Consider the following 22,931-nt stretch of genomic DNA (forward strand, 5'->3'; position numbering starts at 1 on the left):
AAGCGATCATCAGGAGATTGCCCGAAAGGGGGGTGTCGGGTGCGAAGCAGACGCGTAGTGTGTGCTTTATGTTGAAATTTCGTCAGCTTCTCTTCGGTGTCAGTTTCGACCCAGAGCACCCTGCGGACTCAATCTGCAGGAAATTGCGCCTGGATTCGCTACCGGTCTTGCCGTTGCGAACCATGACTGCTCAGCGCTCGCGTCACGCCGACCTGCTCCCATCAGACGAGAGAATATTCGCATGAGCGCGCCCGTGGGCTCCCCGACGCCGGAAGACGGCGTCACCCAAAAGCCGTCAGTGCGGCGCAGCGCCACACGGAAGCGCATCGCTTGGGTCACAGTTGCCCTGCTCGCAACTGTCGCGGTGGTCGGCGTGGCCTGGGACGCTTGGCCTGCAGGGAAGAGTAGTACCGCCGAGGGGGCCCCTGCGACGCCTAATCAGCCGGTCGAAGCATCAACGTCTACGCTGACTCCAACTCCGACTTCAACTCCGACCTCGTCACCGAGCGCGCCAATTTCGACGTCCTCGCCCAGCACACCGGCGACCCCCAGCCCCCCTCCGCTGAAAGATGCCACTGTCACGGTGTCAGAGTTTCTTGCTGCCACCGCGATCATCGCACCGGACGCTCCGGATACCGCCGACCAGTTAGCGAAGGTGGCAGCCGGTTCCATCATCGCTGAAATCGAGAATGATCAGCAGGAACTGGTCGCCAACGGTTGGACGCAGGAGGGCACGCCGGTAGTGGACTCGTTGAGCATTGTGAGTAATGACGCCACCGCGTCGCCGCCGAGCGCTGTCGTTCAAGCGTGCATCGACTCCAGCGCGGTAGTCACCTTCGATTCCGACGGGAAGCCGCTGGCTGGACCAGGAGATGCGAAGCCCGACCGGGCGCTGAACATCTTCAAGCTGCAGCACGACGGTACTTCCTGGCGCGTGACAGCACGCTCTTTCCCCAACGACACCACGTGCTGACCGCTAGCACTCATCGATTCGTAATAGTCCCCTGAAAACGCCGCCATTCCCAACAAGGAGAATTGATATGACGCTTACCCCAGGCGTTTCGAATCGTTCGATGGCTTCACGCTTGGGGCCGCTTCTGGCGGCCGGCATCGTGTTGATGTCCGTGCTCGTACCGACAAGTAGTAAAGCTGCGACAAGCATTCCGGCGCCTGACGGGCTGTCGTCTGCCACAGCGGCAGCGTCATGTTGGGAAGTCAAGCAGCTCACGCCTGCGGCACCGAGTGGCGTGTATTGGCTGGGAACTCCCACACTGGGCGCACCCCAACAGTTCTACTGCGATCAGGTCACGAGCGGGGGCGGTTGGGTTCTGGTCGGGCGCGGCCGGGAGGGCTGGTCGCAATCAAATGAAGGCGCGGGAACACCAGCGGACGTTCACGGCACGATCACCGGCCAGGCCGCGTTCGCACCGAAACAACTCTCCAGCAAAGTGATCGGCGGCCTACTCAACGGCCAGCAGGTCAAAGCGCTCCCGGATGGAATTCGACTCAGCCGAGCAACCAACACCGCAGGCACGACCTGGCAGGAGTCGACGTTCGCTTTCTCCTCACCGCGGGTTGAATGGTCGTGGATGTTCGGCAATGTCCAGCGCCTCGCCTCGTGGAAAATCGGAACGGTTACGGGCACCACCGGCCTGACTCAGGCGTTCGGTTCCGGCACCACTCAGGACCGAATTGAGACGGCTACAGGGGCAACCCCCGGCTACTCACCAGGATTCGGGTTCGGCAGTGCCGCTCGGGGCACTCCCGATGCGAGCAGCTATATCTGGGCGTCAAGCACGACCGCGGGGTATCCGCGACCGTTCACCCAGGTGTACCTGCGTCCAAAGCTTTTGAGTTCGACCATCTACGCTGCAATTCCCGACAGGGGAACGGAAAAAGTCGAGCAGGCCGGCGTTGCGGAGAGCTTCGCTGTCCCCACCGCCTGGGGTGTCAGTGGAATCGGTGCCGGACCGAATACCGTGGAGGGCAGCAACGAAGTTTCCGCGTTCGCAGAGAGCAATGGCGTCGTGTACGTCGGCGGAAACTTCCTCACCGTGCAGAAGACGGCTGCAGGTGGATCCCAGGTCGCACAGGCGTATCTAGCCGCCTTCGACGTGAAGTCGGGTGCGTGGATCTCCTCGTTCAGGCCCACCTTTGACAAACAGGTCAAGGCTCTCGCCGTCTTACCCAACGGAAATCTTGCCGTCGGCGGATTTTTCGGCCAAGTGAACGGACAGTCGCGTCCGGGGCTGGTCGTACTGAACCCGACGACCGGCGTCACCGCCACCGCCTTCACGACACAACTGACTAACAGTCTGAGCGGCGGGGTGCCCATTGTCCGGGCGCTCGACGTGCAGAATGACTGGCTGTACATCGGCGGCACGTTCACACATATGACCGGCGGCACGGCGACCAGTCAGGTTTACTTGCGCTCTGCCGGTCGGGTCTCGGTCAGCAACGGAACGCCTGATTCGACCTGGAATCCGGAGTTCAACGGCACTGTGGTCTCGCTCGACGCCTCTTCGATCGGTGACCGCGTGTATTTCGCCGGTTTCTTCAGCGCCTCAAAGGCGACGGCAGCCGTGAAGGGCGCCGTAATCAACACGTCCGACGCGTCGGTCATCCCATGGACGATCAATTTTTCCAGCACGAAAGCCAACTATCAGCAAACTGTCAAGGAAGTAGGAGGGATCGTTTGGATCGGCGGATCAGAACATATGCTGTACAGCTATGACCGCACTGCAATGACGGAAAAGAGCAGCAATGTCGGCAATGCCGGAGGTGATTTCCAGGCCATCTCGACTGACGGCTCGGTCATCTACGGCGGCTGCCACTGCTTCTTCTCGAACTATCACGGCTCGCACACTTGGCCGTCGGTGGGCACCGGCTGGACTCAAGCGACGAAGATCAGTAGCGCCGGCGCTTGGGACAATGTGACCGGAGCACCACTCCCGCAGTTCAGCCCGATTGTGAATCAGCGAGTCGGCGCGGGCGCGTGGGCACTCTTCAATGACTCATTGGGGAACACCTGGTTTGGCGGGGACTACAGGGCGTCGGTGAAAGCCGGGTTCGTTCGCCAATGGTCCGGGGGGTTCGTGCGATTCGCTCATAACGATTCGCAGGCACCGACCGTACCGTCAGCACTCACGGTCTCGACATCGGCTAGCGGTGACACCCTCAATTGGTCCGGCTCGTCTGACGATCGTGGAGCCGTGAGCTACCAGATTCTGCGGAACGACAGGGTTATTGCGACGGCACCGTCCCTCAGTATCACTGTCGCAGCCGCCCCCGTTGGCACGAAGTATTTTGTTCGAGCCGTTGACGGTTCAGGAAACTGGTCGTCAAGCACGCCGGCTGCCCTAGTCTCAACGACGCCCCCGCCCGGTTCAGGCAATCCCATCCTGATCGACGCCGGAAGCACGTGGAGTTACTACTACTCGACGACGGACCCAACTTCCGGCTGGCAGGCGCCTACCTATGACGCCTCAAGCTGGTCAACCGGTCCAGCCCCGATCGGCTGGGGACAGACGACCCTGGGCACGACTCTCTCGAGGGTTGCACCTCAAGCCCTCACCTCGTATTACCGCAAGTCGTTCAGTGTGGCCGATGCATCGAAAATCGCCTCAGTGAAGCTGACGACACGCGCGGACGATGGAATCGTCGTCTACGTGAATGGCGCAGAGGTGGTGCGTTCGAACATCGGCACCGGCACTGTAACGTCATCGACCTACGCCACATCGGCTATTTCGGCCACGAACGCGCTGGCAAACCCGGTAACGGTCACGGTACCGGGATCTGCGTTCGTGACCGGGACGAACCTGATCACGGCTGAGGTGCACTCCAATTACCGCACTACCCCGAGCGCTAGCTTCGAGCTAACGGCCGTGGTGCAGTAAGTAAATGGGTACGTAGGACGAGGAAAAATCACATGACACGCTCTTCACTGGCGTTACCGGTGCCGACGGCATTGCCGGTGCCGGAAGCCTCGCTGGCGCCGGAACCATCGGCCTTGCCGGCATCGGACGACACCTCCCGACCTGCCGTTGCGACCGAACGCGCCTTCCTCGCCGCTCTCCGCGGCCTACGCACCGCGCAAAAGCCGGGCAACGGGGTACCTGCGTATACCCGATGGGTCAATCGGCGTCTTGCCCGATTCGCGGCGGCGTTGGCGTACTCCCGCGGTTGGTCGGCGAATGCTGTCACAGCGACTTCCGCGCTCTTCTCGGTAGGTGGTCTATCACTCCTTATAGCGCTCCCCCCGAGCGTTGGAAGCGGCGTCGGAGCAGCGGTTCTTCTGGCGATCGGTTACGTTCTAGATTCAGCCGACGGGCAGGTCGCGCGCTTGGGAAAAACCGGCGGCCCATCGGGCGAATGGCTCGACCACGTGGTCGATGCCATGCGCACACCGGCGATACACCTCGCCGTGCTCATCGGGCTGTATGCCGTGCCCGGAATCGGAACCTGGCCGCTTCTGATCGCCATCGGGTACTGCCTAGTGAGCTGCGGTCAGTTCCTTAGCCAGATTCTGTCGGAACAGCTGGCCGGCCCCGCCGTGCCGATATCCGACACCGCCGGGATCAAGCAATCGCTGGTACTCGTACCGACCGACACCGGCACACTCTGTTGGATCTTTCTACTCTGGGGCGCGCCGACCGTTTTTGTCTGGGTCTACGCCCTCATGTTCCTTCTTAACACGGTGCATGCCGCGATCTCAATGCGCAGAAAATATGTTCGGCTCGTCGCGCTCAATCAGCAGTTCGCCCGCGGATGAGTAAAGCCGTCTACTATTCTGTGGCGAAACGGTCGGTCGCCTCGATGATGGCGTCGAGGATGCCGGGCTGGTCGAGGGCATGGCCAGCGTCGGGAATCAGGTGGAATTCAGCCTCCGGCCAGTTCTTGTGCAGGTCCCACGCAGTGAAGGCCGGGGTGCACATGTCGTAGCGACCCTGCACGATCACGCCGGGGATGTCGGCGAGGCGGGAGGCGTTGTCGATGAGTTGATTCGGGGTGAACCAACCCCTGTTGGCGAAGAAATGGTTCTCGATGCGGGCGAACGCCACTGCGAAGGCGGGGTCGGCAAAGTGCGCAACCTTGTCGGGCTCCTGCAGCAGGGTGATCGTCGAGGATTCCCAAGTGGCCCACGCCACGCCGGCACGCTGGCGAACGAACTGGTCGGGATCGTGCAGCAGGCGGCCGTAGGCCTCGATCAGGTGGCCGCGTTCATTCTCGGGAACCGGAGCGAGGAACGACTCCCACAGGTCGGGGTAGATCGCGGCGGCACCGCCCTCGTATAACCAGTCGAGCTCTACCGGGCGCAGGGTGAAGATACCGCGCAGGACGAGTTCGGTGACCTTGTCGGGGTACGTTTGGGCGTACGCGAGCGCGAGGGTGCTGCCCCAGGATCCGCCGCAGACCAACCAGCGGTCAATGCCGAGATGCTCGCGTATTTTCTCCAGGTCAGCTACGAGGGTCCACGTGGTGTTGACGTTCAGGTCCACGTCGGACTCGCTCGCGTGCGGGGTGCTCGAGCCGCAGCCGCGCTGGTCGAACAGGATGATGCGGTACTTCGCCGGGTCGAATACCCGACGCTGGTCGGGGCCGGAAGCGCCTCCCGGGCCGCCGTGCAGATAGACCGCCGGCTTACCGTCGGGATTGCCGGAGGCTTCCCAATAGATGGTCTGATTGTCGCCAACATCGAGCATACCGGTCTCATAGGGGTCGAGCTCGGGGTAGAAAGTACGCATACCTCGAGCCTATTCCCCGGCACTAAACGATCGCCACGTGCGACGATAGATCATGGCGAGCACATCTCTCACGGAGGCCGAGCTTGGGCACTTCGACCAGGAGCTCAGGGATCAGCGCGACTCGACCGAGATTGAGCTGAACAGGCTGGCGGAGTCGCTCACGAACGTACGCGAAGCGCGAAGCGACGGATCGGCCGACGACGAGCACGATCCGGAAGGTCCGACCCTGTCGAGTGACTGGTCGCGAATCGTCGGTGTTCACCGCGAGTTCCGCGAGAAAGTCGCCGCGATCGATCGTGCGCTGGCCCGCATTGCTGACGGGAGTTTCGGTACGTGCATCCGATGCGGAAGAGGCATCGGGGCCGCCCGGCTGTTGGCCCTCCCGACGGCGGAACTGTGCATCGACTGTGCCCGGGAGGTCGAAGGCCACAACCGGTAGCGGAGTCGGTCGACGGTCACTGCCCGGCGAGGCCGAGTTCGTAGGCCAGAATGACCGCCTGAACCCGATCGCGGACGCCGAGTTTGTGCAGGATGCGGCCGACATGCGTCTTCACGGTCGATTCGGAGAGAAAGAAGCGCTCGGCCAGTTCGGTGTTGGAGAGCCCCTCGGCGACGGCGAGAAAGACTTCGGTCTCGCGTTCGGTGAGCGCTCCAAGCGCCGTGGGGTCGCCGGCAGTACCGGCTTCGGCCTGGGGCAGTTTGGTACCGAACAGGTCGAGCAGGCGTCGGGTCACCCTCGGCGAAACGGATGCTTCTCCCGAGGCCACCGTGCGGATCGCGGCGATCAGCTCCCCCGGTTCGGCGTTCTTCAGCAGAAAACCACTCGCGCCGGCACGCAGCCCTCCGAAGGCGTACTCGTCCAGATCGAAGGTCGTGAGAATGATGATCCGGGTGTTCGGCTGGGCCGTCATGATCTGCCGGGTAGCCTCGATACCGTCGACGCCCGGCATGCGCACGTCCATCAGGATGACCTGGGGGCGCAGGCTCGCGGCGAGCGAAATCGCCTGGGCACCGGAGCCAGCCTCTGCGACCACGGAGAAGTCCTCTTCGGCTTCGAGAACCATGCGAAACCCTACGCGCAACAGCGCCTGGTCGTCGGCGAGCATGATGCTGATCGGTGCGGAATGGGGGGTCATGATTCGTCCTCAAATCTCAGGGTCGCATGCACGCGCCAGCCGTCGTGGAGTCCCGGCGCCGCCTCGAAGATTCCGCCGTAGATCGCGACGCGTTCCTGCATTCCGATCAGGCCGCGGCCAAAGCCCTGGACACTGGCTGCTGCCGCCGGTCGGCCGTTGTCGCTTATCGTGATCTGCGCTGTCCCGGGAGAGGAGGTCAGACGCACGGTCACCCTGGTCGGCGTATCCGCATAGCGCAACACGTTCGTCAATGACTCCTGGATGAGCCGAAAGATGGTCAGCTGCACGCTCGCGTTGCTCGGCTCTCGGCCGCTGCGTTCCAGGACGACCGGAAGCCCGGTCGATCGGAAGGACTCGACGAGGTCGGCGAGTTGGTCGATGCCCGGCTGCGGAGCTCGCGGAGCCGGCTCCGTCTCAACTTCGAGCACCCCGAGCAGGCGGCGCATCTCGGTCATCGACCGGCGCCCGGTGGCCGCGACGTCGAGCATTGCAGCGCGGGATCGTTCGACGTCCTTCGGTGCGATCGCGTGGGCACCGTCGGCGAGCGCCACCATGACCGAGAGACTGTGCGCGACCACATCGTGCATTTCACCGGCTATTCGGGTGCGCTCCGAGATGCGGGCGAGCTGCGCCTGCTGGTCACGTTCGCGGGTCAACTGCGCGGCCAGGTCAAGCAGCGACGCCACGTAGCGCTTGCTGTTGCCCATGTTCACGCCGACCAGCGTCGCGGCTAGCAGCATGATCGCGGATTGGCTGGCGACGGGGATCCACGGGACCTCGGCCGGGTTGTCGGTGAGCCAGGCGGCCAGGCCGGCCAGCACAGGCTTGCAGTGACGTCCTTGGCTCCCAGGATGGGAGTGGCCACGAGGAACGAGCCGACCACACTGAACAGGCCCACCAGGACGGTGAATCCGAACAGCACGATTACCTTGGTCCAGAGCGCGGGCAAGCGGCCCGGCACCGCGGTGAGCGTCGATTTGATCATGCCGCTGGAATATTCACCGCTAATCGACAGCACGCCAAGAACCGCGACGATCATTTGGCCGAGGCCCAATCCGGTCGTGGAGACGAGCACGAACATCTGCGCGTTATCGACGGCCATGGCGGCACCGGTGGCCGGGTCGAATCCGGCCGTTAGCGGGGACAATGCGAAGGACATCGCCACGGCGAGTCCGAGGGAGGCTACGACGACGAGGGAAAAGGTCCAGTAGGTGGAGCGCAGGCTCCAGAGCTTGATCGATTCAGACCTGAGCAGGCCGCTGAAGCTGAGCCCGGAGCCGGTTGAAACGTAGGGGGCCCCAGAAGCGGATTGCGTTGTCTGGTGGGTCTGGGTGCTCATCGAGCGACCTCCGCTTCGGTGTGGGAGGAGGCATCGCCGGTGCGATACTCCACTTCGTTCTGCGTGAGTTTCATGTAAGCGTCCTCGAGGAAGGCGTTCACCGCCGAGAGCTCGTGCAGGGAAATCTGGGCGGCAGCGGCACGGTCGCCGATCTCGTTCACGGTCAATCCGCTGATCTCGAGCACGTCCTGCTCGACGTTGGTGATGGTGACATCTTCCTGTGCCAGCAGGGCGGCGAGGGCCGCCGAGTGCGGGGTGCGCACGCGAACCGTGTTCTGCGCAGCCGAGGCGATAATATCGGCGACCGAGGCATCCGCTATCACCCGACCGCGGCCGAGCACGATGATGTGGTCGGCGGTGAGCGCCATCTCGCTCATCAGGTGCGAGGAGAGCAGCACGGTGCGGCCCTCGGCGGCGAGCTGTTTGGTGAGCGTACGCACCCACTGCACGCCCTCGGGGTCGAGGCCGTTGACCGGCTCGTCGAGGATGAGCGTGGCCGGGTCGCCGAGCAAGGCAGCGGCGATGCCGAGGCGCTGGCCCATACCGAGGGAGAATCCACCGACGCGCTTGCGGGCGACGGACTCCAGACCGGTGAGGTTGATGACCTCGTGCACTCGACTGGTGGGGATGTTGTGGGTCGCGGCTATGGCACGCAGGTGGTTGTAGGCGCTGCGACCGGTGTGCACGGCCTTGGCGTCGAGCAACACGCCGACCTCGCGCAGTGGCGCTTTGTGCTCGTGGTACGGCTTACCGTTGACGATGACCGACCCGGCGCTGGGTCGGTCTAGACCCACGATCATGCGCATTGTGGTGGACTTGCCCGCGCCGTTCGGCCCGAGAAAACCGGTGACCTTGCCGGGCTGCACCGTGAAGTCGACCGCGTCGACCGCGGTCTTGCTTCCGTAGTGCTTGGTCAGGGACTGTGCCTGGATCACGACTGCCTCATTCCGTTGGTGGGTGAGGCCCCGTTTCACTGCACGGAAGCCCTATACCAAACGGTATGGTTTGCCCGCTATGTGGCGCATCAACCTGGGGATGGTTGTGCCCCACCGGTGTCGTACCTGAGTACGATGCGCGCCGGCCTACCGTTTGACCGACTTTTCGGGTGCGGGAGCGGCTCCCGACGCCCGCTGGTCGGCGTAGTAGTCGCGCGCCTCGTTCTGGCGTTCACGCTCAATACCGCTCGCGATCGTAGCCCGCAGGTGATCTGGCGAATAGCCGAACGCGTCGACGAGATCGAGGGCATGCGGACGAACGCGCGCGATCAGCCGGTCGATGTAAGCCGTGACGGCCTGGGCCCGCTGGGCGGAGAGTCGACCGTGAATGAGGTACCAGGCCAGGTTCTTCTCGACCAGGCCGAGGCCGAACAAATCGCGCAGCCAGGTGAGCACCTGCTTGGTTCCGGCATCCGTTGTGGCGTCGAGCGCCCGGGTGAACGACTCCCACTGCAGGAGTTCGCCATGGGCGCGTGCTGCCTCGATGAGCTCGTTCTGGTGCGCGTTGAACAGATCGGCGGCTTGCTTACTGGGCAGCTTGGTGGCACCGCGCAGCTTGCCGGCGACCTCGCCGATCATACTCTCGACCCGATCGGTGAGCAGCTCGCGCTGCACGTCGGCATCGCGGAGGGCACCGACGGAGCGGGCGGTGGATCCGCGGTCGAACACCGTCTGCCCGAGGGTGCGCAGGCCTGTGCCATGGTAGGCGCGACCGGCGGCGTGCTGCACGACGTAGCGCGCGAGGGCTCCGGCATCCGCTGTGGCGAATTTACGGCTGTAATCGGTGAGCAGACGCTTGGCGACGAGCTGCAGCAGCACGTTGTTGTCGCCCTCGAAGGTCGCGAAGATGTCGAGGTCGGCGCGCAACCCCACGAGGCGGTTCTCAGCCATGAAGCCGGCGCCGCCGCAGGCTTCACGGGCCTCCTGCAGGGTGTCGAGTGCGTGCCAGGTGGAGAGCGGCTTGAGCGCGGCAGCGAGGGTCTCGAGGTCTTGCCGGTCATCGTCGGTGTCGGCCTTGCCGCTGAACACGTCGTCGAACTTCACCAGGAACTCGTCGTGCGCGAAGGTCTGGGCGTACGTCGTGGCAAGGCGCGGAAACAACCGGCGCTGGTGCCGCTGGTAGTCGAGGATGACCTCCTCGTCGGTGTCGCTGCCGGCGGTGAATTGGCGACGCTGGCTTCCATAGGTGATCGCGATGGTCAGGGCGAGAGCGGATGCCGCGGTGGCGGCCCCGTCGAGCGACACGCGCCCCTGGACCAGCGTGCCCAGCATCGTGAAGAAGCGACGGCCGGGGCTTGATATCGGGCTGGAGTACGTGCCGTCCTCGGCGACGTCGCCGTACCGGTTGAGCAGATTTTCACGCGGGATGCGCACGTCGGTGAAGTGCAGTCGGCCGTTGTCGATGCCGTTGAGGCCACCCTTCAAGCCGTCGTCCTCGCCGCCGACACCGGGGAGGAAATCGCCATCGGCGCCCCGAATGGGCAGGTAGAAGGCATGCACGCCGTGGTTGGTTCCACGGGTGATGAGCTGTGCGAACAGCACGGCGGCAATGCCGTCTTTCGCGGCGTTGCCGAGGTAATCCTTCCAGGCGGCGCGAAACGGGGTGTTGATGATGAACTCACCGGTGGCGGCGTCGAAGGTCGCGGTGGTCGCGATGCTTGCCACGTCTGAGCCGTGACCGATTTCGGTCATGGCGAACGCGCCCGGCACGCTCAGGTCCATGATGCCGGGAAGGTACTTATCGTGGTGCGGCTTGGTGCCGAGGTGCAGGACGGCGGCGCCGAACAGGCCCCACTGCACGCCACCCTTGATCTGCAGGCTCGGGTCGGCAATGACGAGTTCTTCGAAGCCGGCAATGTTTCCACCGTGGTCGTCCTGACCGCCAAGGTGCTTGGGGAAGGCGCGCAGTACGTGGCCGTTGGCTGCGAGTACCTTGAGCTGCTCAAAAACACGCAGCCGGTGGTCAGCCATGGAGAGCCCCTCGATGCGCTGCATATCGGGGCGCGCGGTGACTTCTCGGGCGGCGAGGCGCACGTCGGCCCAGGTGCCGAGCAGCTGGCGCCCGAGTTGTTCGACGTTGACTGCAGGGGCGGTCGGATCACCGATGGACTTGATGGGTCCCGTGTCGACACTGGGAACGAGGCTGGGATCGATCGTCGTCGATCGGGTGTTGGAGCGCTGTTTCGTGTCAACCACGGGTGGTCCTAACTGTTCGCGCGAAAGTGATGATCGCAACGTTAGGGCCGCATGGTCGCGGTCGTGAAACGCGCGGTGCGGGGGCAACAACGATAGATGCCGCCCCCGGCATCCGTTTTGTAGGTTTACTACAACCTCGAACCGTGTACACGTGCGCTCCCACACAAATAGCGTACTGGTGCGATCACGCGGAAGCGGCGACAACCTCGAGGAGGGCTTCGCCGTAGGCTTCGAGCTTCTTAGCACCGATACCGGTGATGCCGTCGAGCCCGGCGAGCGTGGTGGGACCGGCGGCGGCCACAGCGATCAGGGTCGCGTCGCCGAAGACGATGTAGGCGGGCACGCCCTGCTCCTTCGACTCGGCCGAACGCCACACCCGCAGCGCCTCGAACAGGGTCTCTTGGGACGTGCTGAGGTCGGCGGCAGCAACCTTCGCTGCGCTCGGGCGGCGGGCGGCACTGGAACGCGCGGGGCGGTCGGGTTCACGCCGCAATTGCACCGTGCGGCTGCCGCCGAGAACCTCGGCGGCAGCATCCGTTAGCACGAGGGTGCCGTATTCGCCGGAGGTGGCGAGCAGGCCCTGGGCCAGCATCTGCCGCACGACGCCGCGCCAGGCCTGGTCGCTGAGGTCGGCGCCGAGGCCCCACGTGCTCAGCTCGGTGTGCCGGTATTGGGTGGCGCGGGGGGTTTCTTTGCCGCGGAGGATGTCGATGAGGTGGCCGGCGCCGAACTTCTGATTGCGTTCGCGGTGCAGGCGCACGATCGTGGAGAGCAGTTTTTGGGCGGGGATGGTGCCGTCCCAGGCTTCGGGCGGTTCGAGGCAGGTATCGCAGTTGCCGCAGGGTTCGCTGGCCTGGCCGAAGTAACGCAGCAGGTTGACCCGGCGGCAATGCACCGTTTCGCACAGCGCGAGCATGGCGTCGAGGTGGGCGGAGAGTTTGCGCCGGTGGCCGAGGTCGCCGGGTGACTCGTCGATCATGCGGCGCTGCTGCACGACATCTTGCAGGCCGTAGGCCAGCCAGGCCGTGGCCGGTGCCCCGTCGCGGCCGGCTCGACCGGTCTCCTGGTAGTAGCCCTCGACCGATTTGGGCAGGTCGATGTGGGCCACGAAGCGCACGTCGGGCTTGTCGATTCCCATGCCGAACGCGATCGTGGCGACGATGACGACGCCCTCCTCGCGCAGAAAACGGGACTGGGTGCGAGCGCGCAGGCCCGCGTCGAGCCCGGCATGATACGGCAGCGCGTTGACGCCGTTCTGCCGCAGGAATTCGGCGGTCTGGTCGACTGTCTTGCGACTGAGGGCGTAGACGATTCCGGCGTCGCCCGGGTGCTCCGTCTTCAAGAAGGAGAGCAGCTGTTTGCGCACCTCGGATTTGCCGACAATGCGGTACTGAATGTTGGGCCGGTCGAAACTCGCCACGAAGTGTCTGGCGTCGCCCAGCTGCAGGCGGGTAGTGATCTCCTGGTGCGTGGCATCCGTCGCTGTGGCGGTGAGGGCGATGCGCGGTACGTCGGGCCAGCGATCGGCTAGTTCGCTGAGCGCGAGGTAGTCGGGCCGAAAGTCGTGACCCCACTGGGACACGCAGTGGGCTTCGTCGATGGCGAACAGGGCGATGGTTCCGCGGTCGAGAAGCCGTTTGGTGGCTTCATTGGCGAGTCGCTCGGGGGCGACGTAGAGCAAATCGAGGTCGCCGTTCAGGTAGTCGCGTTCGACCTGGCTGCGGGCCTGGGAGTCTTGGCTGGAGTTGAGAAACTCGGCGCGCACACCGACGGCGGTGAGCGCGTCGACCTGGTCTTGCATCAGGGCGATGAGTGGGGAGACGACGATGCCGGTTCCAGCACGCACGAGCGCGGGAATTTGGTAGCAGAGGCTTTTGCCGCCGCCGGTAGGCATGAGCACAACGGCGTCCTTGCCGTCGACGACCTGTGCGATGATCTCGGCCTGGTCGCCGCGGAAGGAGTCGTAGCCGAATACGGTGTGCAGGGCTTCAGCCGCGGTGGCGAACTTGCGGGTGGCGGCGCGCATCGGCGTAACGGTGCGAGCGGCAGGCCGGTTCGGGCCGCGTGGGTTGGCAGGGGGCTGGTGCGACGCGGATGCCGCGCCCGCGCGAGCCGGCTGCCGGGCGCCGTACTGCCGGTCGGCTTCGGGAGGTGGCGGTGCGTCGAAGTCGTCGGGGGCGTCGAAATCGGTCGGTGGTTCAAAGTCGCTGGGTGTTTCAACGTCGTCAGGGTTCCAGGGCAGCTCAGCGTTCCAACTCACCTGCATAACTTTACCCGGGCCCCCTGACACGTTCTCCCGTGCCGGTCAGATCCGCGACAGCGGGTAACTGGTTGCTTCACGGCACCTGAAGCAACCACCTACCCGCTATCGGGTGAATCAGCGGCGGCGCTTCTGGCGCAGGATGAGCAGGGTCACTGCGACGGCGAGCACTACCGCGCCGAGGGCTGCGCCGATCCAGGCGACGGTCGAGAGGGGGCTCTCGCTGGCGGCGCTCGATCCGGCGTCGGTGGTGGCGTCCGTGGTGGAGGCATCCGCTTCGATCCCGCAAGACGGAGCCGTGGCCGCACCGTCGGCGAGCGACTGGCCCGGGGCCGGCTTCCAGTCGAAAGTGAACTCGTCAGAGATCGAGTGGCCGTCGGTGGAGACCGCCTGCCAGATCACCCTGTATTGTCCGGCCGGGCCGAGCTGCGCCGCGGTTTCGATCGTTGCACCGGAGACAGTTGCGCAGCCATCCCCGTAGAACAGCGGCGCACCGGCCGGCCCGGTGACGATCATCGCGGCGCTGGAGCCGGTTCCGCCGAGATCGAGCAACAGGTCGCTCGTGGTGACCGAGAACAACTCGGGCTGCTCGGTCACCACCGAGTCGGCCGCCGGTGAGGAGCCGACGGCGTTGTTATGAGCGGATGCCGGTGCTGCACCCCAGCCCAGGGCCGCTGCCGCGACGACGACCGCGAATACGGCTCGGGCCGTGCGGCGAGCGGCCGAAGCAGTCTGCCGGCGGGTCGGCCGCTGGTGCGCAGTTCGAACGATGGAGGCTGTCGTCCCGTGGGGGGTCGAGTTGGCGCGCACGGTGCTGGACCGACTGTTTGCGGCGGGCGGTGCAGTGGAGGCACCGCGAGGGATCGTGAACTTCATGATTGTCCTTCAGCGTGGGGTGCCCGGCGCTCACCGAACGGGGCCGGAGCTGCCTCTGCTAGTCGTTCGGTGCGGCGGGGAGAATGGTCTGGTTCGTGGCTGTGTCAGGCGAAGAGCGCGCCGGACGGCGGGCCACGATGCCGCATGGCCGACAACACGCGAACCAGGTCGCGCGGCGCGGACACGGGCGCCTCGTGCCCGATGCGAACCGGTGCCGCGACCGGCACGACCAACGGTGCGGGGACGTACAGGGTACGCAGGCCCAGGCGAACGCTTTCGACGAGGCCCCAGAACGCGCGCTCCCCAAAACGCAGCATCAGAATAGTGATGATGGCGGCTCCGAGGTGGGCGCCCCACATGGTCGCACCGTCGTGCGTGACATCAGCGCCCCCGCCCGGTGCGAGCGGGCCAATCAGACCGGGCAGTGCCGCATGCTGGTGCGTACCCGACGCGGCGAGGGCCTCGGCTCCGAGCGCACCGCCGGGTGCGCCAAGTGAAAACAGGCCGTGAAAGATGAGCTGGCTGATCAACACGGATGCGGCGCCGCGCCAGAATGACAGGGTTCGGCCCGATAAAGCGACGCACACCATGCCGGCGAAGGCCAGGTACACGACGACCGCCAGCAGACCGGGCACTGAGGCACCACCGAGCGTGTGCGACAGGGCAGCGACAAAGGTCGAGAACACGGCGACGATCCAGCCGCGGGCAAAACGGGCCCAGCGTGTGTGCATGACGGCCCCTCTCCGGTCTCGTCCAGGGTGACTTCTCCCGAGCAACATTCCCAGAATAACTGACCGACCCTGCAAGAAGACTGGCGGGAGCTGGTGGTCGACCACGGCCGGCAAGTCGGCCGGGACCGAGCAGACCCGTCGGCTTCTGCTAGTAGGTTCCGTGCGGGGCGATTTCAGACGCGGCCGGTGAAAGAGGGCTTGCGCTTCTGTTGGAACGCGGCGAACCCCTCGCGATAGTCGCCGGTAGCGCAGAGCGTGGCCTGGGCGGCGGTCTCGTCGCTCATGCTCTGCCAGAGTCCGAGCCGTTCGTCGCGCAGTGATTGCACGAGTGCTTTGCTCGCGAGAAAAGCCTGGGTGGCACCGGATGCCGCGCGTGCGGCCGCCTGCACGGTGGCCTCGGTCAGCTCCGTGGCCGGGAACACCTGGCTGAAGAGTCCGCTGGCGACGGCCTCCGCTCCGGACATGAGGCGCCCGCTGTAGATGAGGTCAAGCGTACGGTGCGCGCCCAGGCGTTCCACGAACAGGGCGTGCCCACCCGAGTCGAGCGTGGCCCCGAGGTTCGCGAACGGCGAGCCGATCTTGGCGGTGTCGGCGATGTAGACGACGTCGGTGGCGATAAGCAGTCCAAGGCCCACCCCGAGGCAGGCACCGTGGGCGGCCGCGAAGGTCGGTGCCGGAAACCGGCTCATGCGCTGCAGCAAGGGCGTGACCAGGTTGCCGAGGTACCCCAGCACGTCGTCGGTTCGCGGGTCGACCGCCGAAATGTCGCGGCCGGCGCAGAACGCTGGCCCTTCACCCCGCAAGACCAAGGCGCGCACGCCAGCCCGCTCCGCGGTCTGGTAGGCCGCATCGAGTTCGACGATCGAGGCCTCGTCGAGGGCGTTAAGTTTGCCGGGCGCGTTCAGCACCACGTGGGCGACGTCGTTGTTTATCGAGAGCTCGATCACGGCATCCGCTTTCTTGGGCCATATTTGGGGTGAAAAGGCTAGACGTCGTAGTCGACGACTACGGTGTCGGTGGTCGGGTGCGACTGGCAGGTCAGAACGTAACCGCGGGCGAGTTCTTCGGGCTCCAGCGCGTAGTTCTCGGTCATGGTGACATCACCGCTGACCAGCTTGGCACGGCAGGTGCCGCAGACTCCGCCAGCACAGGCGAACGGCACGTCGGGCCGCACACGCAGCGCCGCGTTCAGGATGCTCTCGCTCGCGTTGACCGGCGTCGTCACCGTGTTGCTCTGGCCGTCGAGGGTGAATTCGATCTGGAAGGTCTTGTCCCCCGTGCCGATGATGACGGGCCGGCCGCGATCGCCGTTGGCTGCTGACGGCACACCCGTGGTGAACAGTTCGAAGCGCACGCGCGCCCGGTCGACGCCGGTACTCTCGAGTGTGTCGCGGCAGAGCTGCACGAGCTCGAACGGGCCGCATAGAAACCACTCGTCGACCGAGGCCGGGCGCAGAATCGTGTCGAGCATGCGTCGAAATTTTTCCTCGTCGATACGGCCGGAGAGCAGCGACGATGATCGCTGCTCCCGAGACAGCACGTGGTATAGCGCGAGGCGGGCCGGGTAGCGGTCCTTGAGTTCGGCTAGCTCGTCGAGGAACATCACGTCGAGCGCCGTGCGGTTGGTGTAAACGAGGGTGAAACTCGAGGTCGCCGAGGCGGCGAGCACGGTGTGCGCGAGCGCCATGAGCGGGGTGATTCCCGAACCGGCCGCCACACCCACGACGTGCTTGTGCTCCAGGCCCTGCAGGGTCGAAGTGAAGCTGCCCTGCGGGCTCATCACGTCGAGTTCATCGCCGACGTGCAGCTCGCTGTTGGCCCAGGTCGAGAAGGCACCACCGAGGTCGCGTTTGATCGCCACACTGATCTGACCGGATGTCTCCGGCCTGCAGATTGAATAGCTGCGGCGCAGCTCCTGGCCGTCGATCGTGGCGCGCAGGGCGAGGTGCTGGCCCGGCAGGTAGTCGAATGCGCCCTGTAATTTGGGCGGAACGGTGAAGGTGACCTCGACGCTGTCGGCGGTGAGCGGGCGAACTTCAGCCACTGTGAGGGTGTGGAAGCGTGCGCGGTGCTTGAGAGGCGCCAGCGTCATGGCGCCCTGGTTGGTGGATTCAAGACGTGTTGACGCCATTAGAGCACCTTGAAGTAGTCGAACGGCTCGAGGCAGTCTCGGCATTCGTAGAGGGACTTACAGGAGGTGGAGCCGAAGTGCGCGAGCTCGCGGGTGTTGAGCGATGAACACCGCGGGCACTTGACGCCCAGCTGCAGCCGAATCGGGCCGGCCGGACCGGAACCTCGCACGGCCGCGTGCCCGATCGGGGCGGCAATGCCGTACTCCCGCAGCTTGTCCCTGCCGATCTCACTCATCCAATCGGTGGTCCACGCCGGGCTGAGCACCAGGCGAACCGAGACGTTCTGGTAACCGGCGTTGGTGAGCGCTCCGAGGACGTCGTCGCGCATGGCATCCATGGCTGGGCATCCGCTGTAGGTCGGGGTCAGGGTGACCGCGACGGCGTCCGTTGTGACCGTTACCGAGCGCAGCACACCGAGGTCTTCGATCGTGATCACTGGAATCTCCGGATCGACGACCTGGGCGGCAATCGCCCAGGCGGCGAGCGACGCCGCGTCAGCGGGACGCGGCCGGGCGAACGCCTCCTGCAGGTCAGTCGAGCGCGGATGCGTGGTCACCATGACGCTCCGGGGTGCGCGCGGGTGAGCACCTGCATTTCGGCGAGCAGAAAAGCGAGGTGCTCGGAGTGCTTGCCGGTGCGGCCGCCGCCGGAGGCGACAAAACCGCGAGGGATCTCGAGCTCGGCTTCGGCGAGCACCGGCGCGATGGCGGCGTCGAACGCCGGTCGCAGGCTGGACGGGCGAACCGCCACTCCTTCGAGGCGGTCGATGAGCGGATCGTCGCGAAAGACCTCTTCGATGTAGGGCCACAGGTCGGAGAGCCCGGTGACCATGCGGCGGCGCGACTCGTCGGTTCCGTGTGCGAGGCGCAGCACCCACTGGTTGGAGTGGTCACGGTGGTAGTCGACCTCTTTCACCGCCTTGGCGGCGATCGCGGCGAGGGTCGCGTCAGCGGATGCCCGCAGCCGGCTGTACAGCTCGAACAGGTAGTGCGCCACAACGAACTGGCGTGCGATCGTGTGGGCGAAGTCACCGTTGGGCTGCTCGACGATGTGCAGCGACCGAAAATCGGGCTCCGTTCGCCAATAGGCGAGGTCGTCCTCGGTGCGGTTCGACGCGGTGCCGGCGTAGTGCAGCAGCGACCGGGCGTGCCCGATCAGATCGAGGGCGACATTGCCGAGGGCGACGTCTTCTTCGAGTTCGGGTGCACGGGAGATCCAGGCGCCGAGCTGCTGGGCCAGGATGAGCGAGTCGTCGCCGAGCCACAGCGCATATTCGGCCACGTCGGGGGTGGCGACGGACGGACCTTCGATGAGCTCGGCGTCAAGCGTGGTGACGTCGACGGCGACGTGGCCGTGGTCGTCGGCGTCGGCCTGGATCTGCTCACCCCCAGGTGTGCTGTTCATAGGTGACGCACCCCTTCGCTCTTGGAGTAGTAGCTCGCGTGGCGGTAGTTCTTGCCAACAGGCGATTCGAAGAAGGCGCCCTTGGCGTCGGGGTCACTCGTGGTGATCGCTGCGGCGGGAACGACCCAGACCGAGACACCTTCACTGCGACGGGTGTACAGGTCGCGTGCGTTGCGCACGGCCAGGATCTCGTCGGGAGCGTGCAGCGAGCCGACGTGCACGTGGCTGAGGCCGCGATTGGAGCGCACGAAAACCTCCCAGAGCGGCCAGATTTCTGTTGCGGAATCACCGGGGCTAGTCATGAGGCTGCCGTTTCGAGCTCGGTGGTGAGTGTGGATTCTTTGCGTGCGGTCTGTTTGCTCGCATAGGCCGCGGCCGCTTCGCGCACCCAGCGGCCTTCTTCGTGGGCGTCGCGTCGACGCTGCAGGCGCTGTGCATTATTCGCGCCACGGCCGGCGAGCACCTCGTGAAACTCGGTCCAGTCGATCTCACCGAGATCCCACTGCTGGGTTTCTTCGTTGAAGTGCAGATCGGAATCTGGCAGCGTGACGCCGAGCACGGCGGCCTGGGGAACGAGCATGTTGACGAAGCGCTGGCGCAGCTCGTCGTTGGAGTGACGCTTGATCTTCCAGGCCATAGACTGCGCCGAGTTGGGCGAGTCATCATCGGGCGGGCCGAACATCATCAGCGCGGGCCAGTACCAGCGGTCGACCGAGTCCTGTGCCATCTGCCGCTGCTCCGCTGTGCCCTGCATGAGCTCAAGCAGAATCTCGAAGCCCTGCCTCTGATGAAAGGACTCCTCCTTGCAGATGCGCACCATTGCGCGACCGTATGGGCCATAGGAGGCTCGGCAGAGCGGCACCTGGTTGCAGATGGCGGCGCCATCGACGAGCCAGCCGATCGAGCCCATGTCGGCCCAGCTCGGGGTCGGATAGTTGAAGATCGAGGAGTAGCGGGCCTTGCCGGCGATGAGGGCATCCGTCATATCGTCGCGGGTGGCGCCGAGGGTTTGCGCGGCGGAGTACAGGTAGAGTCCGTGACCAGCCTCGTCTTGCACCTTGGCCATGAGGATGGCCTTACGTTTCAGGCTCGGGGCACGCGTGATCCAGTTGGACTCGGGCTGCATGCCGATAATCTCGGAATGCGCGTGCTGCGAGATTTGACGCACGAGCGACCTGCGGTAGCCCTCCGGCATCCAGTCGCGCGGCTCGATGCGGGAGTCTGCTTCGATCAAGTCGTTGAACTGCTGCTCTTCGACGCTGAAAGCGACGGCTGCACCCCTGTCGGGCGTGATGGTGCTTGTCATCATCGGCTCCTGGTCTGCGTTGACTGCGGTGGTCGTGGGAAGCGCCGACGGCGCTAAGGTGATGCCGGTCGGAAATTTCGCACACTGATCGGCAATCTATTACCAACCGATCGTTCAGTTAGTATATAGTCACATTATCGGTCGGGCAACCCCCGCTTGAGCTTCACAACCACGGCAACTCAACGAGGAGAACCGAATGACCGAAGCAGCATCCGTCGGCAACCAGGCCATGATGCAGCGCGACCGGGCATCGGCTTCCCTCGGCATGATCGTGCTCCGTGCTGAGCGGTGCCATTCCGTTGTCTCGATGGTCGTCCGGGACGACATGCTCAACGGTTTCGATGTGACCCACGGTGGTTTCGTATTCGCCCTCGCCGACACGGCGTTCGCCATTGCCTGCAACGATTCGCATCATGTCACGCTCGCCGCTGGCGCTGACATCACATTTCTGAAGCCGACCACGACGGGCCAGAACCTCACAGCGACCGCGCTGCTTCGTGTGAAGAGCGGCCGCAGCGGCATCTACGACGTGCGCGTCACCGCTGACAACGATGTCACTGTGGCCGAATTTCGCGGCCGCAGCCGCACCACCAACTTGCCCATCCCCGCACGCAACCACCTCTAACCCTTTCGGAAGGCCTCATGTCAACGCTGACCAAGACCCGTCTGCACGCACCGGCACTCGACGAGCTCGACGCGGCTGAGCGGATGTCCCAGGGCGAGATTCGCGCGCTGCAACTCACGCGTCTGCAGCGCACCGTACGGCACGCCTACGAAAACGTTCCTCTATATACGCGCAAGTTCGACGCCGCCGGCGTGCACCCTGACGACATTCGCACGCTCGAGGACGTTGCACTGCTGCCTTTCACGACCAAGGACGACCTGCGCGCCTGCTACCCATTCGGCATGTTCGCGGTTCCGATGGACCAGGTCGCGCGCATTCACACCTCCTCGGGCACCACCGGGCTGCCGACCGTGGTCGGGTACACGAAAAACGACCTCGCCATCTGGTCGGGGCTGGTAGCCCGGAGCCTGCGCGCCTCGGGCGTGCGTCCCGGAATGAAGGTGCACAACGCGTACGGCTACGGGCTGTTCACCGGCGGCCTCGGGGCGCACGCCGGCATTGAAGCACTCGGTGCCTGCGCCATCCCGATGTCGGGAGGCCAGACCAACAAGCAGGTGCAGTTGATCACCGACTTCGAGCCCGATGTCATTCTGTCGACGCCGAGCTACCTGCTCACCATCACCGACGCGATGGTCGCCGCTGGCCTGGACCCGCGTCGCTCGAGTCTGAAGGCCGGCGTGCTCGGCGCCGAGCCGTGGACGAACCAGATGCGCCTCGAGCTCGAGGATCGCCTCGACTTTGACGCGCTCGATATCTACGGCCTCAGCGAAGTCATGGGCCCGGGAGTCGGCAATGAGTGCATCGAGTCCAAAGACGGTCCGCACCTCTGGGAAGACCATTTTCTGCCCGAGATCATCAACGGCGACACCGGCGTCACGATACCCGACGGCGAAACCGGCGAACTCGTCTTCACTTCCCTCACCAAGGAGGCCTTTCCGGTCATCCGCTACCGCACCCGCGACCTGACCCGGCTGCTCCCCGGCACGGCTCGGCCGGGCATGCGCCGCATGGAGAAGATCACCGGTCGCAATGACGACATGATCATTCTGCGCGGGGTGAACCTATTTCCGACCCAGATAGAAGAAATCGTGCTTGGCATTGAGCAGCTGTCCCCACATTTCGTGCTCGAACTGACCCGGCCGGAGCGCATGGATGAGCTCACCGTGCGCATCGAACGGCACGAGCACGCCGACGACACCGCCTCTGCCATAGCGCGCGCGCTTCTCATCGCCCTTATCAAGGACCGGATCGGTTCCAGCGTCAACGTGCTCATCGTCGAGCCCGGAACCCTCGAGCGCAGCACCGGCAAGCACAAACGCGTCTACGACCTGCGCTAGTTGTCCTGGTCGGCTTGCCTGCGTGAGAGACTCAAGATCTATGTCTGACGTACACACCCCTAAGCGCGGGCGCCCCGGCTACGACCAGCGGGCCATTCTCGAGATCGCCGTCACCGCGTTCAATGAATTCGGCTACGACGCCACCTCAATGGGAGTCCTCGCGACGCGCCTGGCCCTATCGAAAGCGGCCATTTACCACCACTTCACGTCCAAAGACGAGGTGCTCCAACTCGCTCTCGACGAAGCCCTCAACGGCCTCGAGGGCGTGCTGCTGGAGTCCGGCGCCCTGACCGGCAGCGCGATCGACCGCCTGGCCTTCGTGCTTCGCGGTGCCGTGCACGTACTCACGACGCGCCTTCCCTACGTCACGCTGCTGCTCCGGGTGCGCGGCAACACCGAGGTCGAGCGTCTTGCTCTGTCTCGCCGCCGCGCCTTCGACCGCGCCGTCTCGACCCTGGTCGTCGAGGCCCGAGACGAGGGCTCACTGCGCAGCGACATCGACCCCAGGGTCGTCACGCGCCTGCTCTTCGGCATGGTCAACTCCATCGCCGAGTGGTATCGCGCCGAGGGCCCCGAAGACGCCTCCCAGCTGGCCGACGACGTGCTCGCCGTCGCCTTGGACGGCCTCCGCCGCCGCTAGATTCCCTGCGTGTTCGTGTTTGGGGGGAGTGGTGGGTTGTGTGTGGGGGTGTGACCGTGTCGGGGTGTTGTGGTGGGCTCCGCGCGTGGTGGGCATCGTGACAGCGGGTTAACGCGAAAAGGCCACCCTCGGGTGGCCGTTAACGCAGGAAAGCCACCCCGTGAGGGATGGCTTTCCTGGTGTTTCTTGTATTACTGGTGTTTCTAAGTT

The 22,931-nt window shown here is 64.9% G+C and carries 23 protein-coding genes; 7 read left to right on the forward strand and 16 right to left on the reverse strand.

What is annotated here, in order from left to right:
• Positions 1 to 438 precede the first annotated feature (438 nt).
• Positions 439 to 582 (reverse strand): hypothetical protein, encoded by a 144-nt coding sequence (locus E3T50_RS16335; RefSeq protein WP_166784335.1) that lies wholly within the window; start codon positions 580 to 582, stop codon positions 439 to 441.
• Between the two features lies 1 nt (position 583).
• Here E3T50_RS16335 and E3T50_RS15965 point away from each other — a divergent pair, with 1 nt between their 5' ends.
• From E3T50_RS15965 to E3T50_RS15975, 3 genes are all read left to right on the forward strand, one after another.
• Positions 584 to 973, forward strand: a complete 390-nt coding sequence (locus E3T50_RS15965) for a hypothetical protein (RefSeq protein ID WP_134553377.1) — start codon at positions 584 to 586, stop codon at positions 971 to 973.
• Positions 974 to 1,073: 100 nt separating this feature from the next.
• Positions 1,074 to 3,896, forward strand: a complete 2,823-nt coding sequence (locus tag E3T50_RS15970) for a fibrinogen-like YCDxxxxGGGW domain-containing protein (RefSeq protein WP_134553379.1) — start codon at positions 1,074 to 1,076, stop codon at positions 3,894 to 3,896.
• Between the two features lie 32 nt (positions 3,897 to 3,928).
• A complete protein-coding gene (locus E3T50_RS15975; protein ID WP_134553381.1) occupies positions 3,929 to 4,771 on the forward strand; it encodes a CDP-alcohol phosphatidyltransferase family protein in 843 nt (280 codons plus the stop codon).
• A 13-nt stretch (positions 4,772 to 4,784) separates the two neighbouring features.
• Here E3T50_RS15975 and pip read toward each other — a convergent pair whose 3' ends face one another.
• Positions 4,785 to 5,744, reverse strand: a complete 960-nt coding sequence (pip, locus tag E3T50_RS15980) for a prolyl aminopeptidase (RefSeq protein WP_134553383.1) — start codon at positions 5,742 to 5,744, stop codon at positions 4,785 to 4,787.
• Between the two features lie 52 nt (positions 5,745 to 5,796).
• Between pip and E3T50_RS15985 the strand changes: the two genes are divergently transcribed.
• Positions 5,797 to 6,183 (forward strand): TraR/DksA family transcriptional regulator, encoded by a 387-nt coding sequence (locus E3T50_RS15985; protein WP_134553385.1) that lies wholly within the window; start codon positions 5,797 to 5,799, stop codon positions 6,181 to 6,183.
• A gap of 16 nt (positions 6,184 to 6,199) precedes the next feature.
• On the opposite strand, the gene E3T50_RS15990 is transcribed toward E3T50_RS15985, so the two are convergent.
• The 14 genes from E3T50_RS15990 to paaA form a co-directional block, all read right to left on the reverse strand.
• Positions 6,200 to 6,880, reverse strand: coding sequence for a response regulator (locus E3T50_RS15990; protein ID WP_134553387.1), 681 nt, complete (start codon positions 6,878 to 6,880; stop codon positions 6,200 to 6,202).
• Positions 6,877 to 7,701, reverse strand: a complete 825-nt coding sequence (locus tag E3T50_RS15995) for a sensor histidine kinase (protein ID WP_166784336.1) — start codon at positions 7,699 to 7,701, stop codon at positions 6,877 to 6,879. Before E3T50_RS15995 ends, E3T50_RS15990 begins: the two co-directional genes overlap by 4 nt.
• On the reverse strand, positions 7,611 to 8,219 hold the full coding sequence (locus E3T50_RS16000) for an ABC-2 transporter permease (RefSeq protein ID WP_134553391.1): 609 nt from the start codon (positions 8,217 to 8,219) through the stop codon (positions 7,611 to 7,613). Before E3T50_RS16000 ends, E3T50_RS15995 begins: the two co-directional genes overlap by 91 nt.
• On the reverse strand, positions 8,216 to 9,154 hold the full coding sequence (locus E3T50_RS16005; protein ID WP_134553393.1) for an ABC transporter ATP-binding protein: 939 nt from the start codon (positions 9,152 to 9,154) through the stop codon (positions 8,216 to 8,218). Before E3T50_RS16005 ends, E3T50_RS16000 begins: the two co-directional genes overlap by 4 nt.
• 147 nt (positions 9,155 to 9,301) lie before the next feature.
• A complete protein-coding gene (locus tag E3T50_RS16010) occupies positions 9,302 to 11,329 on the reverse strand; it encodes an acyl-CoA dehydrogenase family protein (protein WP_241990978.1) in 2,028 nt (675 codons plus the stop codon).
• Between the two features lie 265 nt (positions 11,330 to 11,594).
• Complete coding sequence (gene recQ, locus E3T50_RS16015) at positions 11,595 to 13,436, reverse strand: DNA helicase RecQ (protein WP_241990979.1); 1,842 nt, start codon at positions 13,434 to 13,436, stop codon at positions 11,595 to 11,597.
• Between the two features lie 351 nt (positions 13,437 to 13,787).
• Entirely contained in the window at positions 13,788 to 14,546 is a 759-nt protein-coding gene (locus E3T50_RS16020) for a copper resistance CopC family protein (protein ID WP_134553397.1), read from the reverse strand.
• Between the two features lie 104 nt (positions 14,547 to 14,650).
• Complete coding sequence (locus E3T50_RS16025) at positions 14,651 to 15,277, reverse strand: hypothetical protein (protein WP_134553399.1); 627 nt, start codon at positions 15,275 to 15,277, stop codon at positions 14,651 to 14,653.
• Between the two features lie 173 nt (positions 15,278 to 15,450).
• Positions 15,451 to 16,224, reverse strand: a complete 774-nt coding sequence (locus E3T50_RS16030; RefSeq protein ID WP_134553401.1) for an enoyl-CoA hydratase/isomerase family protein — start codon at positions 16,222 to 16,224, stop codon at positions 15,451 to 15,453.
• Positions 16,225 to 16,262: 38 nt separating this feature from the next.
• Positions 16,263 to 17,369, reverse strand: a complete 1,107-nt coding sequence (paaE, locus tag E3T50_RS16035; RefSeq protein ID WP_134553431.1) for a 1,2-phenylacetyl-CoA epoxidase subunit PaaE — start codon at positions 17,367 to 17,369, stop codon at positions 16,263 to 16,265.
• 38 nt (positions 17,370 to 17,407) lie between these two features.
• Entirely contained in the window at positions 17,408 to 17,968 is a 561-nt protein-coding gene (paaD, locus tag E3T50_RS16040) for a 1,2-phenylacetyl-CoA epoxidase subunit PaaD (RefSeq protein ID WP_134553403.1), read from the reverse strand.
• Positions 17,962 to 18,813, reverse strand: a complete 852-nt coding sequence (gene paaC, locus E3T50_RS16045; RefSeq protein ID WP_134553405.1) for a 1,2-phenylacetyl-CoA epoxidase subunit PaaC — start codon at positions 18,811 to 18,813, stop codon at positions 17,962 to 17,964. The genes paaD and paaC overlap by 7 nt, the downstream gene beginning before the upstream one ends.
• The gene (paaB, locus tag E3T50_RS16050) at positions 18,810 to 19,115 is read right to left on the reverse strand and encodes a 1,2-phenylacetyl-CoA epoxidase subunit PaaB (protein WP_134464620.1); all 306 of its coding nucleotides are present in this window, start codon (positions 19,113 to 19,115) and stop codon (positions 18,810 to 18,812) included. The genes paaC and paaB overlap by 4 nt, the downstream gene beginning before the upstream one ends.
• A complete protein-coding gene (gene paaA, locus E3T50_RS16055) occupies positions 19,112 to 20,119 on the reverse strand; it encodes a 1,2-phenylacetyl-CoA epoxidase subunit PaaA (protein ID WP_134553433.1) in 1,008 nt (335 codons plus the stop codon). The genes paaB and paaA overlap by 4 nt, the downstream gene beginning before the upstream one ends.
• A 196-nt stretch (positions 20,120 to 20,315) precedes the next feature.
• Here paaA and paaI point away from each other — a divergent pair, with 196 nt between their 5' ends.
• From paaI to E3T50_RS16070, 3 genes are read left to right on the forward strand one after another with little or no spacing between them, the layout of a single operon-like run.
• The gene (gene paaI, locus E3T50_RS16060) at positions 20,316 to 20,744 is read left to right on the forward strand and encodes a hydroxyphenylacetyl-CoA thioesterase PaaI (RefSeq protein ID WP_134553407.1); all 429 of its coding nucleotides are present in this window, start codon (positions 20,316 to 20,318) and stop codon (positions 20,742 to 20,744) included.
• A gap of 17 nt (positions 20,745 to 20,761) precedes the next feature.
• The gene (paaK, locus tag E3T50_RS16065; RefSeq protein WP_134553409.1) at positions 20,762 to 22,081 is read left to right on the forward strand and encodes a phenylacetate--CoA ligase PaaK; all 1,320 of its coding nucleotides are present in this window, start codon (positions 20,762 to 20,764) and stop codon (positions 22,079 to 22,081) included.
• Between the two features lie 40 nt (positions 22,082 to 22,121).
• Positions 22,122 to 22,721 (forward strand): TetR/AcrR family transcriptional regulator, encoded by a 600-nt coding sequence (locus E3T50_RS16070; protein WP_134553411.1) that lies wholly within the window; start codon positions 22,122 to 22,124, stop codon positions 22,719 to 22,721.
• The last annotated feature ends 210 nt before the right edge of the window (positions 22,722 to 22,931 follow it).

The sequence above is a fragment of the Cryobacterium gelidum genome (assembly GCF_004403985.1).
Lineage (GTDB): Bacteria > Actinomycetota > Actinomycetes > Actinomycetales > Microbacteriaceae > Cryobacterium > Cryobacterium gelidum.